The 16,150-nt window shown below is 53.8% G+C and carries 11 protein-coding genes; 3 read left to right on the top strand and 8 right to left on the bottom strand.

Annotation, left to right across the window (positions count from 1 at the left end):
* Positions 1-255: 255 nt before the first annotated feature.
* Entirely contained in the window at positions 256-636 is a 381-nt protein-coding gene (gene ppnP / locus ABEA92_RS10470) for a pyrimidine/purine nucleoside phosphorylase (protein ID WP_425572422.1), read from the bottom strand.
* A gap of 343 nt (positions 637-979) precedes the next feature.
* Here ppnP and ABEA92_RS10465 point away from each other — a divergent pair, with 343 nt between their 5' ends.
* Complete coding sequence (locus tag ABEA92_RS10465; RefSeq protein ID WP_345684033.1) at positions 980-3,271, top strand: glycoside hydrolase family 2 protein; 2,292 nt, start codon at positions 980-982, stop codon at positions 3,269-3,271.
* Positions 3,272-4,010: 739 nt separating this feature from the next.
* Here the strand turns inward: ABEA92_RS10465 and ABEA92_RS10460 are convergent.
* Complete coding sequence (locus ABEA92_RS10460; RefSeq protein ID WP_339936500.1) at positions 4,011-4,952, bottom strand: putative bifunctional lysylphosphatidylglycerol flippase/synthetase; 942 nt, start codon at positions 4,950-4,952, stop codon at positions 4,011-4,013.
* Between the two features lie 308 nt (positions 4,953-5,260).
* On the opposite strand from ABEA92_RS10460, the gene lpdA reads away from it, so the two are divergent.
* Positions 5,261-6,652: a dihydrolipoyl dehydrogenase gene (gene lpdA / locus ABEA92_RS10455; RefSeq protein WP_339936502.1), complete on the top strand. Its 1,392-nt coding sequence runs from the start codon at positions 5,261-5,263 to the stop codon at positions 6,650-6,652.
* Positions 6,653-7,053: 401 nt separating this feature from the next.
* On the opposite strand, the gene ABEA92_RS10450 is transcribed toward lpdA, so the two are convergent.
* The 3 genes from ABEA92_RS10450 to ABEA92_RS10440 form a co-directional block, all read right to left on the bottom strand.
* Positions 7,054-7,329, bottom strand: coding sequence for a hypothetical protein (locus ABEA92_RS10450; RefSeq protein ID WP_345683773.1), 276 nt, complete (start codon positions 7,327-7,329; stop codon positions 7,054-7,056).
* Positions 7,329-8,015 carry a hypothetical protein gene (locus ABEA92_RS10445; protein ID WP_345683772.1) on the bottom strand — a complete coding sequence of 229 codons (687 nt, stop codon included), beginning with the start codon at positions 8,013-8,015 and terminating at the stop codon, positions 7,329-7,331. Before ABEA92_RS10445 ends, ABEA92_RS10450 begins: the two co-directional genes overlap by 1 nt.
* Before the next feature lie 457 nt (positions 8,016-8,472).
* Positions 8,473-10,296 (bottom strand): hypothetical protein, encoded by a 1,824-nt coding sequence (locus tag ABEA92_RS10440; protein WP_345683771.1) that lies wholly within the window; start codon positions 10,294-10,296, stop codon positions 8,473-8,475.
* A 1-nt stretch (position 10,297) separates the two neighbouring features.
* On the opposite strand from ABEA92_RS10440, the gene ABEA92_RS10435 reads away from it, so the two are divergent.
* Entirely contained in the window at positions 10,298-10,480 is a 183-nt protein-coding gene (locus tag ABEA92_RS10435) for a hypothetical protein (protein WP_345683770.1), read from the top strand.
* Positions 10,481-11,144: 664 nt separating this feature from the next.
* Here the strand turns inward: ABEA92_RS10435 and ABEA92_RS10430 are convergent.
* From ABEA92_RS10430 to ABEA92_RS10420, 3 genes are read right to left on the bottom strand one after another with little or no spacing between them, the layout of a single operon-like run.
* Entirely contained in the window at positions 11,145-13,922 is a 2,778-nt protein-coding gene (locus tag ABEA92_RS10430; RefSeq protein WP_345683769.1) for a BatD family protein, read from the bottom strand.
* 3 nt (positions 13,923-13,925) lie between these two features.
* Positions 13,926-15,053 carry a prolipoprotein diacylglyceryl transferase gene (locus tag ABEA92_RS10425; protein WP_345683768.1) on the bottom strand — a complete coding sequence of 376 codons (1,128 nt, stop codon included), beginning with the start codon at positions 15,051-15,053 and terminating at the stop codon, positions 13,926-13,928.
* Between the two features lie 26 nt (positions 15,054-15,079).
* On the bottom strand, positions 15,080-16,126 hold the full coding sequence (locus ABEA92_RS10420; protein WP_345683767.1) for a vWA domain-containing protein: 1,047 nt from the start codon (positions 16,124-16,126) through the stop codon (positions 15,080-15,082).
* Between the last annotated feature and the right edge of the window lie 24 nt (positions 16,127-16,150).

Genomic DNA, 16,150 nt, shown 5'->3' with positions numbered 1-16,150 from the left:
GCAGCTGTGAGGCGTGGGCCGTAAGAGAGCGTCCGACTTAGAAAAATCGCTACCCGAAGCGTAAGTTCTGAGGTTCCGAGATTGTATTTAGGGGCAAAGCCCCGGAAGTTTACCTAGCCCAGCCCAACGGGCTGGGACGAAGAAAACCTATGAATGTTAGGGCCAACGGCCCGGTCGTTTGCTCGGATCTACTGAGGGCGACTGGCAAACGGCGGCAACGTTTTGTCACCTCTCTGTTCCCCAGCACCGCCCTGCCTAGCTGTAGAAGCAGAGGTAGGCGGTGGCTTCGTCGACCTTCAACTGAAATTTCTGGTTGGCATCGACGCGGAACTCGCTGCCGGTTTTGTACGATGCAAACTCGCTTGACCCAGGCAGTTTGACTTTCAGTTCGCCTGAGACGACCTTCATCAATTCCTTCTCGCTCGTGCCAAATTCATACTCGCCGACCGCCATCACGCCGGACGTCACGCGGCCTTCGCTGTTCTCGAAACCGATCGATTTGACTTTGCCGTCGAAATATTCGTTGACCTTCATGGGGATGGTGCTTTCTAAAAGTTGATTGGGAAGCGAAAGGAATTCGTGTGGCGGACATGATAGATCCTGCTGTTCGATGAGCAAGCGGGCGGGCGATTTCACGAGAAAAAGCCGCGTTTCTTTGTCCCAATCGCCCTGGATTACTCTCGTTGAACGCCGGTGGCTAAGCTATCTTGCGAGTCGGAAGTCGCAAAATAGCAAATTGCGGAGCAATAAAGCTCATTTACCAATCGGGCGAGTTGAGCTATTTTGTCTGTGTCGTCTGGTTGCGGTTTCTACTGTTTCCGAACGCCCTTCTTCTGAATTCGATCAATCGCCTCCATCCCCAACAAGCGAGGAATTCTCCGTGCTAAATCAATCTTCATTCGGTAGCGGCCGCCTGCCTCAGACGCGTCCACGATGCTCGCTGACAGGTTGGACCATCGCAGCGGTGATGATCTTTGTCATGCTCGGCGGATGGTTTCCGCAGACGCGGTCGCTGGCAGATTCGCCTACCAGCAGTAGCAGCACTCTGCAGGAGACGTCGTGGCGGTTCACCACCAAAAAACCACGAGCTCATTGGTACGAGGTCGGGTTTGATGATTCTCGATGGGCGCAAGGCGTCGGCGGATTCGGAACGCGGTCCACGCCCGGGGCGCGAGTTTCCACCCAGTGGAATACCGATGATATCTGGTTGCGACAATCGGTTGAACTCGATGCGGTTCCCGCGCAGCCCGCGATCTATATGCATCACGACGAAGATGCCGAAGTCTATCTCAACGGCAAAAAAGTGCTGGCCGTGACCGGTTACATCGACCACCACAAAGTGTTTCCGTTGGACGCCGATGCGGCGGCGGTCATCAAAAAAGGCAGCAATCTGATTGCGGTGCACTGCCACCAAACCACGGGCGGCCAATCGATCGACGTGCACTTGATTGATGCCAACCATCTCCCCAAACTCCCCAAGCCAAAACGAAATACGATCCCCTTCAAGTCGGACTTGATCACCAAATGGGGCGAGCAGGTGACCACAGAGAACGCATGGACCGAGTATCCTCGTCCTGCGTTGGCGCGACCCCGATTGCAAAACCCAAGTTGGACCAACTTGAACGGCCACTGGGATTACGCAATCACCGGCGTGGATCAAATCGAAACCCCTCAAAAATGGGACGGCGAGATCCTGGTGCCCTTTGCGATCGAATCACGGTTGTCGGGTGTCCAGCGGTTGCTGAGTGATTCCGAAGCGTTGTGGTACCATCGCACGTTCCAAGCCGATGTGACGCAAGGCGAGCGGTTGAAGCTAAATTTCGAAGCGGTCGATTATCGCTGTGAAGTTTTTGTCAATGGAACCTCGGTGGGTAAACACGTTGGCGGCAGCAACCCATTTTCGCTGGACATCACCGATGCGGCAAAGTCGGGCGAAAATCAGCTGGTCGTTCGTGTCGAAGACGAAACCGAAGGATCGCAAATTCGTGGCAAGCAAGTCATCCATGCGCACGGAATTTGGTACACCCAAGTCTCGGGGATTTGGCAAACCGTGTGGCTCGAAACGGTCGCGCAGCGTCACATTGATGATCTGAAAATTCACTCGGCGATTACCGATTCGCCGGACCAAGCCAAGGTGACCGTCAAGGTCGATTTGGCTGGAAAACCGGTTGCCGGTGAAAAGGTTCGGATTAGTCTCGCCGACGGCGACCAACTGATTTCTTCCAAAACGTTTAATACGGACGGTGTTTTCATCACCGACGTCAGTGACGCAAAACTGTGGTCACCCGATTCGCCGCATTTATATGACCTCAGCGTCGTGGTGCTCGATGCATCTGGTAATGCGATCGACGAAGTTCAATCGTATGTCGGCATCCGCGAAGTGGGACGAACGGTGGATAAGGATGGACATCATCGATTCACACTGAATGGTGAGACTGTTTTTCATCTTGGACCACTTGACCAAGGCTGGTGGCCGGATGGGTTGCTGACACCTCCTTCGGACGAAGGCATGTTGTATGACATCGAAGTTCTCAAGGACTCGGGATTCAACATGATCCGTAAACACATCAAAGTGGAACCCCGGCGTTACTATTACCACTGTGACCGCATTGGCATGATGGTTTGGCAGGATCAACCCAGCGGCGGCAAAGGCCCCCCGTGGACGCGAATGCGGGCAAACCCACAAGATGCCGATTGGTCCGATGCCGATCACGATCAGTACATGAACGAGATTGAGCGGATGATTGACGACCTCGAAAATCACCCCAGCATTGTCGTGTGGGTGCCGTTCAACGAAGCGTGGGGGCAACATCGCACGATGGAGGTCGGCAAGTGGACGGTCAAGCGGGATCCGTCACGTTTGGTCAATATCGCCAGCGGCGGTAACTTTTGGCCGATCGGTGACATTGCGGACCATCATGCCTATCCACATCCCAATTTCCCTTTAGCCGACAAACGATTTGACGATTACATCAAGGTGGTTGGCGAGTTTGGCGGACATGGTTATCCCGTCCAGGGACATCTGTGGGATGCCAATCGCGACAATTGGGGCTACGGTGGATTGCCAAAAACGCTGCAGGAATTCAAGGATCGCTATATCGAATCGATGCGACGACTCGAAGAGTTGGAATCCAACGGAATCGCCGGAGGCGTGTACACGCAAACCACTGATGTGGAAGGCGAGATCAATGGGTTGATGACGTACGACCGCCGGGTTTTAAAAATCCCCGCAAGCGAACTGAGCAAGATTCACGCGAATCTGGTGAAGTAAAAAAATGATTTGGGCGCGTCAGCCGTAGCGGAAGTCGCGGGCGGCTTGTTGTTTTAGTCGTACGATGGACTTCCTAGTCCGTCGAATACGCCATTGACGGACTAGAAAGTCCATCATACACCCATGCCGCAGGAAACTTCATTAAATCAACAGCCCGTCAAGACTTTCGTTCGTTCCTGTTATGGTTCAAACGAAGCGGCGTATTGTTTACGCCGGAGCGGTCCCTGCAAGAGTGATCGTTAGCGGCTTTGGCGCTAGCCACCGTTCCGTTGTTCAACAAAATTTGGTGTCCAACAAAACGCCCCAAGAAACGTACACACCGGATCCGCGGCCAGCGCTGGGCCGCTAAATCTTTGGTGTTGACGTCGGATATTAGGTGGAATTTTTCTTTCGGCCTTTACTTCAGTCACCTCTCCACCGACGAAGTCGGGGGAGAGGTCGAGCACGCCCTAAAGGCGTTGCTCGGGTGAGGGGGCGACCGCGCTATCGCCCGAGCAATTTCGGTGCAAACGGCGTTCTCGTCGCCATCGACTTGCTCGGTCAGCCCCCTCACCCGAACGTCGCTGAAGGCTCCGTTCGACCTCTCCCCCAACGAAGTTGGTGGAGAGGTGGCAGAAAAGCCGCGCAACATCAAATTACGTTAACCCCAAAGTTTTAGCAGTCCAGAGCAAAACCTTCGGTCTCATTGGAACGATTTATACGCTGCAACCGGACCGCTTGCTGCGTTGTTGTTGGCACGTCAGCGGGCTTGCCGTGCTTCTACCGCCCCGCTGAAGATCTCGTGAGCCACCAGCGTGATCATCCCGAAGATCAACGGCAGCACATAGTACAGAATCCGGAAGATCAGCACGGACGCGAGCACCGAATCGCCCACTGTTCCTTTGAGCAGCGTCACCAAAATCACTTCCAACACGCCGAGCCCGCCGGGGACCTGGGTCATCAGCGAGATGGCGATCGCGACCAGGTAGGCGGCTAGGACTTGCGCGAATGGCACTGCCGCGTCGACGGGAAGGACCAGATACAACGCGGTGGCGGAGATCAGCAAATCGACCGCGGCCACCGAAGCTTGCACCGACATCAATCCCAATGCGGGGGGACGCAAATGCAACTCGCCAATCGGCCATGGTTTGTGCCACAGCCAGCACACCAGCGCGTAGCCAAACGCAAGGCAGAGCAAAATGACGCCGAGCGTCCGGGTGCCAAACGGCAATTCGACCGAGGCGGGCAATTCAATTGGCACCGAGACCAGCACGATCCCACCCAAAAACCACAGCCCGCTCCAGAACGTCAAACCACAAATCGAGATCAAAACCACGATTTGACGTGCCGTTAACCCCCATCGGGAATAGAAACGGTAACGAATCGGGGCGCCGGCCATAAAGGTGCCCAAATTGTTGCCAAGCGTGAATCCCATAAACGAGACCAACGCGACACGGCGTAGCGGCAGCGATCGGCAGATGTAACGCAGCGCCAACAAATCGTAGGCGATCAGCAAACCGTAGTTCAGCGCGATCAGAAAGGCTGCGATTCCGAGATAAATTGTCGGGACGCCCGTAAAACCGGCCTTAAAGTCGTCCCAGGTTACCTCATGTGCTTCGCGCCAAAGCAATTTGATCGCCAACAGAAACAGCAGGCATGCAAACGCAGGCCCAGCGATCGCACGGAGTTTTTGTTTGGGCAAGGTGAGGCTCGGCTGAGCAGAACAGGGAATGGGTGGGGACGGTAGTTGCCAATTGTGCCGGTTCAGCCTCGTTCGGCAAGCCCGCTAAGGATCAAGCCTGCTAAGGATAACGGAGCCACTAAGTATAAGGTCCCACAGATCCTAGCGGACCCGCGGCACAAAATGAAAACGCAATGCCCGTTAAGATCCCAAACTTAGCCCGGTAGCCGAACTAGCGTGTTGTTTGCCAAACTGTAGGCCTTGGGAATCTCGATCAATCAACAAAATTCCCTCTAATTTCACTTCAACCTTTGCCTGCAAACAGAAACATGAAAACCGTTCGACATGAATTAGTGGTGCTTGGTGGTGGTCCTGCAGGATACGTCGCCGCAATCCGTGCCGCCCAACTTGGAATCGATGTTGCCTGTATCGACGAGAACGCTCAATTCGGTGGGACGTGTGTGCGGGTCGGATGTATCCCCAGCAAAGCGCTGCTCGAATCGAGCCATCTGTACGAGGATGCCAAACACAAATTCAGCGAACATGGGATCAAAGTCGGCGGACTGGAATTCGACCTCGACGCCATGATGGCTCGCAAGAAAAAGATCGTCGACACGCTGACCGGCGGCATCGACATGCTATTCAAAAAGCGGGGCGTCACTCCCTATCGCGGCCGCGGCAAATTCAAAGACCACGAAACGATTCAAGTCGACGGCGATGAACCGGTTTTGGTGCAAGCCGACCAGGTGCTGATCTGTGCCGGCAGTCGTCCTGCCAAGCTCAGTTTTATCGAAGAGGATGGCGACCGCATCGGCAACAGCACCACCGCACTCTCGTTTCCCGACGTTCCCAAGCGATTGATCGTGATCGGTGGCGGTTACATCGGTTTGGAAATGAGTGCCGTGTGGAATCGGCTAGGCAGCGAAGTGATCGTGCTGGAAGCCTTGGACCGCATCATGCCTGGTATCGACGGCGAGATCGCCCAATTGGCGCATCGCACCTTCAAACGGCAAGGACTCGATATTCGCACCAGCACCTTTGTTGATTCCGCCAAACGCGACGGGGATGAGTGTGTGGTGCAAATCAAAGATGGCGAAGCTCTGCGTGCGGACCGCGTGTTGTTGGCGACCGGACGCACCCCCGCCACCGACAACATCGGACTCGAATCGATCGGATTGGAAACCGACAAGCGAGGCTTCATCAGTGTCAACGAAGAATTCCAAACGTCACTCGAAGGCGTCTATGCGATCGGCGACTGTATTGGTGGCGCGATGTTGGCGCACAAGGCGATGGAAGAAGCGATCGTGTGTGTCGAACGCATGGTTGGCATTAAGAGTCACATTAACTACGACGTGATTCCGGCGATCGTGTATACTCATCCTGAGATCGCGATGGTGGGACAAACCGAAGAGCAGTTGAAGGAAGCTGGCATCGAGTACAAAAAGGGCGTCTGCCCGTTTGGTGCCAACGGACGTGCTCGCACGCTGGGCGAACCCGAAGGCCGCGTCAAGATTCTGGCCGATGCGGCAACCGACCGCGTCCTGGGCGTGCACATCATCGGTGCCCGAGCTGGCGACATGATCGCCGAAGCGGCCACTGCGATGGAGTTCGGAGCGAGCAGCGAAGATATCGCTCGCACCTGCCACGCGCATCCAACGATGTCCGAAATCGTCCACGAAGCCGCATTGGCCGTCGCCGAACGCGCGATTCATACGTTTTAAGTGGACCAGATGGTTTATCGGCGAACGCAGCTTGACGGCCACCTCTGCACCTACTGAATGGCTGCGGACTGAATGGCTGCGGAGAGAAATCCGGCGTATCGCGAGCGTGCTGTCACCTCTCCCAAACGCAGTTTGGGAGAGGTCGAGCAGAGCCTTCAGCGATGCTCGGGTGAGGGCCGACCGAGCAAGTCGAGGCCACTTACACGCAATGTTGCGCGGTCGCCCCCTCACCTGACTTAGTGACTGCTGTTAGTGACTGCTGATTTAGTAACAATGATTACAGTCCGGAGGCCGACACGCCCTCTGCCGGTGGCGTGAGTCACCGGCTAGTGGAGGTGGGGAAACATAGCCCAGCGGGCGACACACTCTCGGTTTGAACCTCGATCGCGTTTGCTACGAAGTTATGAACTCGGGCTTTTGTCAAAGTGTTTGCGAAACAACTCCGCTTTTTCCTTTGGCACACCCTTTTGGAGCTGGAGAGTTTCGGATTCAAGTTCATGAATGATCGTCGATAACCAAAAACTACGCTCCACTTCAGAGCAATTTTGAAGTGCAGCAGTAATTTGCATCAATGCCTTGTACTCGACGTTGATGCGTTTTGTTTGGGCGAACTCATTAACCGCTAAAAAGATCATCGCTGCGCGTCGTGAGCTAGCGGCGACCGGCAATGTGTCCATCAAAGCGTTGCAAACACGCAAGTCATTTCTGGGGCATGCAAATAGATAGGCGCTGCTGGGAAGGTTTGAGGAAAAATCGTCACAAAAGGGTTGGGAATTGCTTTATGAGATGCGTTCTTGATCAGCGTCTCGTACGATTCCCGAGACATTAACGGCGATGTAAAAGTAATTTCATCGGTTGCTTTCAGTGCGTGGTTTCTCCAGTCGGTGACGCCCTCCCTCCCAACATCGCCGTGAATCGTGGTCGAAGCAGTGGCCGTCAGTGTCATTTTCTGTCCGCTCAGCGTCGGATCAAATGGATCAAATGATCCATCGTCGCGATGATCGTTGCCGTATAAGTCCAAACAACGCTCGAATGTGAAACTCTCGTTCGGCGCAATTTCCAGGAAGGTTACGCCACCAGGAATCTCACCATAACTTTCAACATATTCCCTCACATGGGGCGTCGTTGCGACAATGACCAAACACAAAAAATTCCGAATCCGAACAGGAGTGTTTGTAATGTTTTTGATCGAGATTTGTGCATAGAGCATGTCGCCGACAGCGAGCGTGTCCGCTGAATAAGTCACCGTAAATTCAACGTCTTTCGCCTTGGCGATCGGTGGCGCGGCATTTGTTTCTTGCGGCGTAAATGTCGTGACCACCAACAGCCATGCGGATAAGTTGCAGAGTACCGTTTTCATCATTGTCGTGTCTTGAAGATCGCATTCGTGGTCCATCTCATGTTGGTTCTCACGCGTACCAACTCGATGCCTAATCGACATGAGAACCAAATTAAGGGCTCCGATGACTCGTGTCGATTAAAAAGTTTTGAAAAGTTACAGGTGAGCGAGTCTGAGGCCAGCAGCCGTGACTTGATTCTTTAGGCCGGAGGCCGACACATAAACTGCCGTTGGCGTGAGCCAACGGTTTTAAAAGGCGACTTGTCGCCAACAGGCCAGCGGCCGACACAAATTCACGCCGGAGGTGTCGGCCGCTGGCCTTTGTTGGTCAAAAACAACGTAACCGTGGCCTTACGGCTACGGCAGGCAATGTATCGACCTCCGGCCTATCCCAATTACTTCGCTTTCTTCGGCGAGCGGTTGGCCAAATTCCGGCGAGAGGTCAGCGTGCAGCCGGTGCGTGCGAGATAATGTAGAAGAATCATTCGTCTTGATGCTTTGCTTCTTCTTGCTCAGTCGATTGCAGGTACTGTGTTTTCAACTCCTCAAGTGCGATGATGGTTTCAGTGCTCACTCCATCTGTGGAACAAAGCTGATGGTAGAGCGAATCGAATAACCAAGCTCTTTCGATGCGGCTTGATTTTTCAATCAATTTAACCATGCCTTCAAAAACACTGATTGAATCGTTGCTGGGACGATTCAGGTCATCGAATGCTAACGAAACATCAACCAATCGAGCGAGCGTCGATCCGTCCCTCATATTTTCTCGGATTATCTTCCATTGATCGAGCGAATCCAAAGGAAATCGATTCGAATCGAGAAGCCCCGGAACTTTCTCAATTTGCAAAAACTGTTTCTGGAATCCATATCCGATCTTGTATGCACCGTGAATTAGCGCGAACAGATTTTCGTCAATTCTTCTCTGCTCATTATCGTAGGGGAGCTTGACCTTTTGAGCTCTTAAACCTCTGTCAACAGGAACACGTGCCCCCATGCCACTGATTTCACCAACGCTTGTCGCCTCCGTGATCTCAACTTCATCCAGCATGCGGCCAGCTTGGAATTTCATCTTGAAGGCGACTTCCATCAGGTGGAATCGCTGGTCATTTTTTTCGTAGTTTTCACGAGGAAACATGTTGTTGAGTCGAATCATCGCCCGGCGCTTCACTGCCTCTTTTAGCCGCCGGAGCTGAAAGGCTGCAAACTCGTTCACCCCCGGATCACCCCGGTAGTAATTTACGACGGGATTTTCAACGTTTTTTCCAGCGGGAAAGTTGACGATGATTGCATCCTCAATCTTTTGGTTCTTATAGGTGATTTCCTCATCGAGCAAACTGCGCACAGTAATTTCGGCAAGCATCACGTCGCCATCAATAATGCGGTCATCGGCGAGCTGAAAATTGGCTCGGATTTTATCACTGGGCTTCGTTCCTCTCCTACTTGAACCAAAACCCTTCCGCTCACAAAGTGACTGCTTAGCATTCTCGTTTGCAAAAAGTTCTGCGAGCGCCGACTTGCCGCGTTTTTCGAGATCAACTCGCATTTGTTCGTTTAGCCACCATTGTTCGATTGGTGGCGAATCCTGCATGTACCGAGTCAGGATTTGGAAAAACTTCTCCGGCGACAATCCTCTCGTGTTCATGACGTCATACGCGATCGAAAGCGACATCACGCGGAAAAGAACAGTGTCACGGTTCACGTCCCGTTCGCGATAGATTCGCCATCGGTCGAGTTCCGGAAGAGGAAACACCGCTTGGTTAAGCAACCCAGGGAACGGATCCATTTTTTCAGCGCTATACCTATGAAACCAATTGTTGGTTCCGCCGTGGATTTGACCGAACAACCATCCGATTTCATTGTCTTCCGCGAAACGATTTCGGTCGATCGGGGCAAGCAGGTGCCCCGCGATTGGAACTTCGATGATACGTCCCGCAATACGACTGAAGCGTCGTGGCGGTGGTGGGGTGATTTCTGCACGGTTTCTTAAGACCAATCCGCCTCGCTCGTTCGCTGTTGTAGGCTCGAGAATTCGCACCAGAAAGTGCAGGTCGATGGTCGAGTCACGACGATCCCTTTCTAAATCTAATATCCGCACCATCACCACGTGACAGTCGGATTGCTTTGGCTCGAGCCGAGTGTTTCGCCCCCATTTTTCAAACTCGCTTCGCAATTCCTTGTGTCCTACGATCGCATGTGGCTTCCAAATCACATCCTGAGTGTGAACATCGATATGCCGATACGGGTCAAACGACTCCATATCGACCGCTTCATCGCCTGAGTTGTAGAAGGTGATCTTGGCAAACACGATGTCACCATTGATCACCGTCGGTTCGGAAAGCTCGATATCGATCATCACGTCATCCAGTGCCCCGTCCTTTGCCTTGACAATCGGTGGTGCGGCAAATATCTCGTATGGAGTAAATGTCGTGACCACCAACAGCCATGCGGATAACGAGCAGAGTACCGTTTTCATCATTGTCGTGTCTTGAAGATCGCTTTCGTGGTCCATCTCATGTTGGTTCTCGTGCGTACCAACTCGATGTCTAATCGACATGGGTACCAAATTAAGGGATCCATCGACTTGTGTCGATAAAAAGCTTCTGAAAAGTTACAAGTGAGCGAGCCTGGGGCAAGCGGCCGTGACTTGATTCTTTAGGCCGGAGGACGACACAAGTTTGCGTTGGAGGTGTCGGCCGCTGGCCTTTGTTGGTCAAAACAACGTAACCGTGGTCTTACGTTAGGCTGCTACAGCTTAGTATTGTCGGATCCTAGGGGGAGTTTTTCTTCCGGCCTAAACTTGCAGTTACCTCTCCACCGACGAAGTTGGTGGAGAGGTGGCAGAAAAATTGCGCAATCAAAAATCACGACAAGCCCAACGTTTTAACGGTCCAGCCTTACGGTCACGGCAGACAAGGTATCGGCCTCCGGCCTATCCCGACCGCTTGCCGTGCCCCTTAACAATCAAAATGTCAATCGCAGTGTGGGCCGTTAGGCACCGGGTAGTGCGCGGGACCCGGCCGCTCACGCGCGAGCGGCTCATTGATGAACGTTGATGCGAAATGGTTGTGGATGTTTGTGGAGGGATCTTTAGCAAGATCCACTACGCAACAACGAAAGTCTTGACGACTTTCGCGACGGGGGACTCCCAGCCAACTAGCGGATTTCGTCGCTTCGTAGCCATCCGGAACGCTGGTCCATCGAGGTGACTTTGACCCAGTCGCCTCGGCGTTTGCTCACGATCACTTCGCTTGCTTCGGCGAGCGGTCTGCCGACCTCCGGTGAAGTCGCATCGTCGGACAAGTGCATGTTCGCCTTGGCCACCACCACGGTTGCCGCTTGCGGGTTGCGAAGCGTCCAGTCGTGGGCGGCTACCGATCCGGCGAGGACCAGCGAACATAGAATCAATCCCACCGGCCAAGCTCGTCCGATGCGATGATCCCCGAACCATAGTTGCGGAAAACCTCGCTGGACCAGCATCAACCAGGCAACCGCCCAAACGGCAATCCCACTCCACAACACCCAGGACCGTGGCACGTGTGAAAAGAGAATCGTTACGGATTGACGCGTGATGCTTCGCGCGTCGAAGGAGGTTTCAGAGGTGGCATTGGCCGAGTTGATCTCGTGCAGCGTTTGACGAAGTGCTGCTGCAAATACAGGGTTATCCGGAGCGAGCAAAATCGCTTGCCGATAAGAGGCCACCGCCATGCCCTTTGATCCGCTCATGCGATAGCTGTTTCCAAGGTTGTAGAACAGCTTGGCGTTCTGGACCCCTGAATCAACGACGATTTGGTACTTGGCGGCCGCAGCAGCAAAATTCGCATTCGCTTGTTCGGGATCACTCGTGATCGCTTCGGCGGCACGATGGTACAGCCCGTCCGCTTCACTCAAAACGGCATGTTGTTGCTGGCGAGTCATCGACACTGCGCCGGATGACGGGGCATCTTCAGCGGACGCCGATTGTGTCAGTCCGCAGCTCACCACTGCGATTCCGATCAATGAACGCAGCACGGTGCTTGATCGGCCCGCCTGAGCCTGCATCGTTTTCGCAGCCCGATTCGCTTTTCGGTCCACGCATGCTTCAGCGATCTGGCTCGCTTCACGCTTCAAATTCGGCAAACTGCGAGGATCTTCGGTTGCCAACTCGGAAAACAAAACACCGTGCTCGGCTCGCCGACATCGATCAAACCAGCTCTCCAGTCGCACTGCGAGTTCGCGATTTCCATTTCGCCGCAATTGCCCCACCACCACCATTTCGCTGGCTTGATCGAGCTTCCAATACGACGCCAAGAACTCACGCATCGCCAAGCTTAACTCGCGAGGCGAGGTGGCGGCCGCACAGGCGTTTTCGAAATGTTTTAGCGGCATCAGCGAACGAACGCCCGAGGCAACGACGCCTCGGCGTGCGAACAATAACGAAAACGCGAACGCAAACGGAGGCAGCGCAATCGCGGTCAAAACTAATGGATTCCACGTGGTGCGAGTTGATTGCGAATCGAGTAAGTCGTCGGCAGGATAGATGGCTGGGACCATGGCCACCGGATCGTTGTCGGATCGTTCCGCATCGTCGCGGGGTAGATCGGGGTTGGCAACGATTTTGTCAAAAGACAATGTCTCGGCTGCGGAAACCTCGACGGGAATCGGTTTGCTTTGAACGGTGACAAATTTCTCTTTGCGAGGATCGAAAAAGCTGAACTCGATCGCCGGAATCTCGCTCACGGATTCCGAAAGCGGGCGAATCGTGGTGGTAAACAGCTTTTGGTTTCCGTCAACAAATCCCGCCAACGATTCGTCCGCCACTTTGAATTTCTTGGTCAGCGTTTGCTGTTCATTCAGCAGCGGCGGTTGGACACGATCCATGGGGCCATCGCCGCGAATGGCAATATTCAGCGTGATCGGATCGCCTGCGTTTACCGTCGTCGGCGTGGCTTGTGTATAGATTTCATACTCACCGACGGCCCCGCGATAATTCGCCGGACGGCCTTGATTTGGAATGGGTTTGATTTCAATCGGAGAAACGTTTGCATCAACGATCACGGGGCGAACCGACGAAATTGACAGTCGCGGGCCAAACGACGAGAGGGCATCATCGAAAAAGCCGGAGCCTGAAAAGGGAGACTGATCACCAAAAAAATCATCTAGCGGGCTTCGTGAGCGTTTCAGTTCAGTAGGGTAGCGGATGACGATTCGGCAGTTGGACCCATCGATCGATCCTGCGTGTTGCGGATAGATTTCGGCATCAATTTCGTACAAGTAATAAGTCGATGTCGTGCCATCGTCACTTTCACGTTGCACCCGCTCGCCGCCGGGACGCTGGTTGTTGTCCGCCAATTCGTTCATGCGATCGGTGAACGGGCCCCAATCGGTTTGTCGGCTGATCAATCTCCACATATCGCCTTCGGAAAGCGTCACTCGGAAATCTTCGTTTTGATAGGGTTTGATCCAGATTCTAAGCGTCAACTGGATCGGTTCACCCACATAAACACTAGGCCGATCGCCTGTGATTTCGACGAAAGCCAAATCGCCCACTTCGCTTTTGGTCGCCGAAAACCGAACGCTTTCGGTCAATTGTTTGCGGCCATCGTAAGACACCGTCAGTGGCGGAATGACAAACTCACCCGCACGTTCAGGGGTGATGGCGTAGGAATAGGTGAACGATTCGATGATGGATCGACGCCCGTTGATGCGGAAAACTTGAGTGCTTTGCGAGGGAGCCCCCGTGGATTCAATCTTCAGTCCATCGACTTCGGGCAGTTCGGGCGCTTCATGCTTAGCAACATTGCTGAACTCGATCTGCAGTGTCACCGGATACCCGACATAGGTTTCCTGTGCCGAGATCCCGATACGCACGTCGCCAGCGGTGGCATTGCCACTGCATAGCAAGACAAACGCGAGCGATAAACCGATCAATAAAAGAGGTGTAACGTTTTTCATGGCTTACCAATCCTTATCGACAGGGACTTGTCGGCGTCGTTGTTCACGTTCGGTTTGCATGCGTCGCAGCATCTCGCGATCGCGAATCGCTTGCAACATTTTTTGGGCTTCGTCCTTGGTCATGACGCCGATCGCGGTTGGTTTCTGAGGATCATCCTCGCTCGCCGCATCGTTTTCGTTTTGACCGTTGACGGCAGAAAGCTCTCCTTCGGTTTTTGAAGGATCCGATTCAGCCGCCTCGGTCGGTTGCGGTTCCGCGTCACTCGGATCCGCATCGCGGTTGTCATCGGATGCGACATTGTTTTGGGGTTGATGGGGCGACGACTGATCCGGGGCGGGATTTTCCGGAGGGTTGTCGGCACCCGAATCCGCATCCGGCGGCATCGATTGCGAGTCGCCGGACTGGCTTGGGTCGCTGTTTGCGGATTCGGATGTTTCGCTTGGGCCGTCGTCCGCGTCGGATTGTGAAGGATTGTTCTCTGCTGGACCTTGGTTTTCGTCCTGGTTTGGCTGAGCTTCGGAATTTGACTCTGATTCGCCTTCTTGACCCGCTTGCTTGGATTGCTGTGTCTCGGATTTTTCGGACTTCGATTCATCCTGTGAATCCGAGTCGTTGGACTCTGACGACTCTTGTTTCGATTCGGATTGTTTGCTTTCAGACTCAGTTTGTTGTTGCGGATCCTGTTGCGACTTCTGTTTTTCGTTTTGCTGCTGCGACTGCGGTTGCTCGGCTTGCTGTTGCTGTTGCTGTTGCTGTTGCTGTTGAATTTGCGAAATCAACTGCATGGCTAATTCGATATTCGCGCGGGCGTCTTGGTCCGCCGCGTGAATCGCCAACGCACCGCGGTAATGTTTGATCGCCTCTTGTAGCAACCCGACGACCTTGATTCCGTCGTTCCCTTCTTGCTCGAGCTGCTTTAGCGCTTCGACATAGCGGATATTTCCCAAGTTGTAGCGAGACCGGGCCGCAATCTCGTCGTGATCCGATCCACTGAGCTGTAGTAGCGTTTCGCTTGCGCGCTCGGTTTCACCAGCGGCGTACTGTTGTACGGCTTCGTTGTAACGCTGCGCATCCGAAGGGACGGCTTCGTCGGCAAAAGCAATCGTGTTGACCACGGCTGCGATCAACATGATTGGAAGGTAAGTCTTGATCACATTCATATTGCTTGTCCCCCCGCTTGCATTGGGTCATCTGAGGATGTCGGCAACCAATAAGTCATGAAGGCTTCGCACAGGAAGCTGATCAGTGCCAAACCAACAAACCACTGGAATCTGGCTTCGTACTGATTGATCTTGGCGGTTTCAAATCGTTGCTGTTCCACCTTGGCGACGTATTGGTGATAAACACTCGCCATGTCGACTTGTTTGGTTTCGGCGGGAATGAAGGCTCCGTTGGTTTCGGTTGCCACCGCCTGCAGAATTGCCCCATCGAGTTTCGACCAGACTTGTTGTCCGTCGTAAGTCACGTAGTTGGAATCGCCGTTGGTGCCTGCAGGAATCCTCGCACCCTCGCTCATGTTGCCCAATCCAATGGTGAAGATACGAACGCCCTGGTCCTGATGAACTTGTTTGGCAACCTTCAGCGGTTCACTCTCTTGGTCTTCACCGTCGGTCAGAATCACCATCGCTTTATGATCGTTGGTCTTGCTCAAGAATCCTTTGCTGGCCACCCGAATCGCATCCCCTAAACGCGACCCACCTCGGCGGATCGAATGCGTTCCCACCTCTTTCAGCGAGCGACGAAAATCGTCGTAGTGGTTGGTCATCGGCACGACTTGGCGTACTTCGCCGGCAAACACGACCAATCCGACGCGGTCTCCCGCCATCACATCGAGCATGTCGTTGATTTGTTGTTTGGCTCGGCTCAGCCGGTTTGGCGTCGCGTCTTCGGCCAGCATTGAACGAGATACGTCGACCACAAACATGACCTCGATTCCTTTTTGAGGAACCTCTCGCCACACCTTGCCCCAACGAATGTCGACCAGTGCAATCGTGAGAAACAAGAACGTCAACAGCAACAGCACCGTGCGTACGGCAATACGCAATCGATGGTGCGGTGGCAGCAATTGTGAGCTGAAGTTTGCGGTCGCAAAGCGGCGTAATTTCGTTCGCATTCGCACCGCAGTCCAGACGATCACGACGACGCACGCCAGTGCTAGCCACAGCCAGTTCAGTGCGAAAGGGTTGCCATATTGAATTTCCATTGCTTGGATCCTCATGCGTTTTGC

This window comes from Novipirellula caenicola (assembly GCF_039545035.1).
GTDB classification, from domain to species: domain Bacteria; phylum Planctomycetota; class Planctomycetia; order Pirellulales; family Pirellulaceae; genus Novipirellula; species Novipirellula caenicola.
Note: the sequence above shows the minus strand (reverse complement) of the source record. Positions and strands in the feature narration are given on the sequence as shown.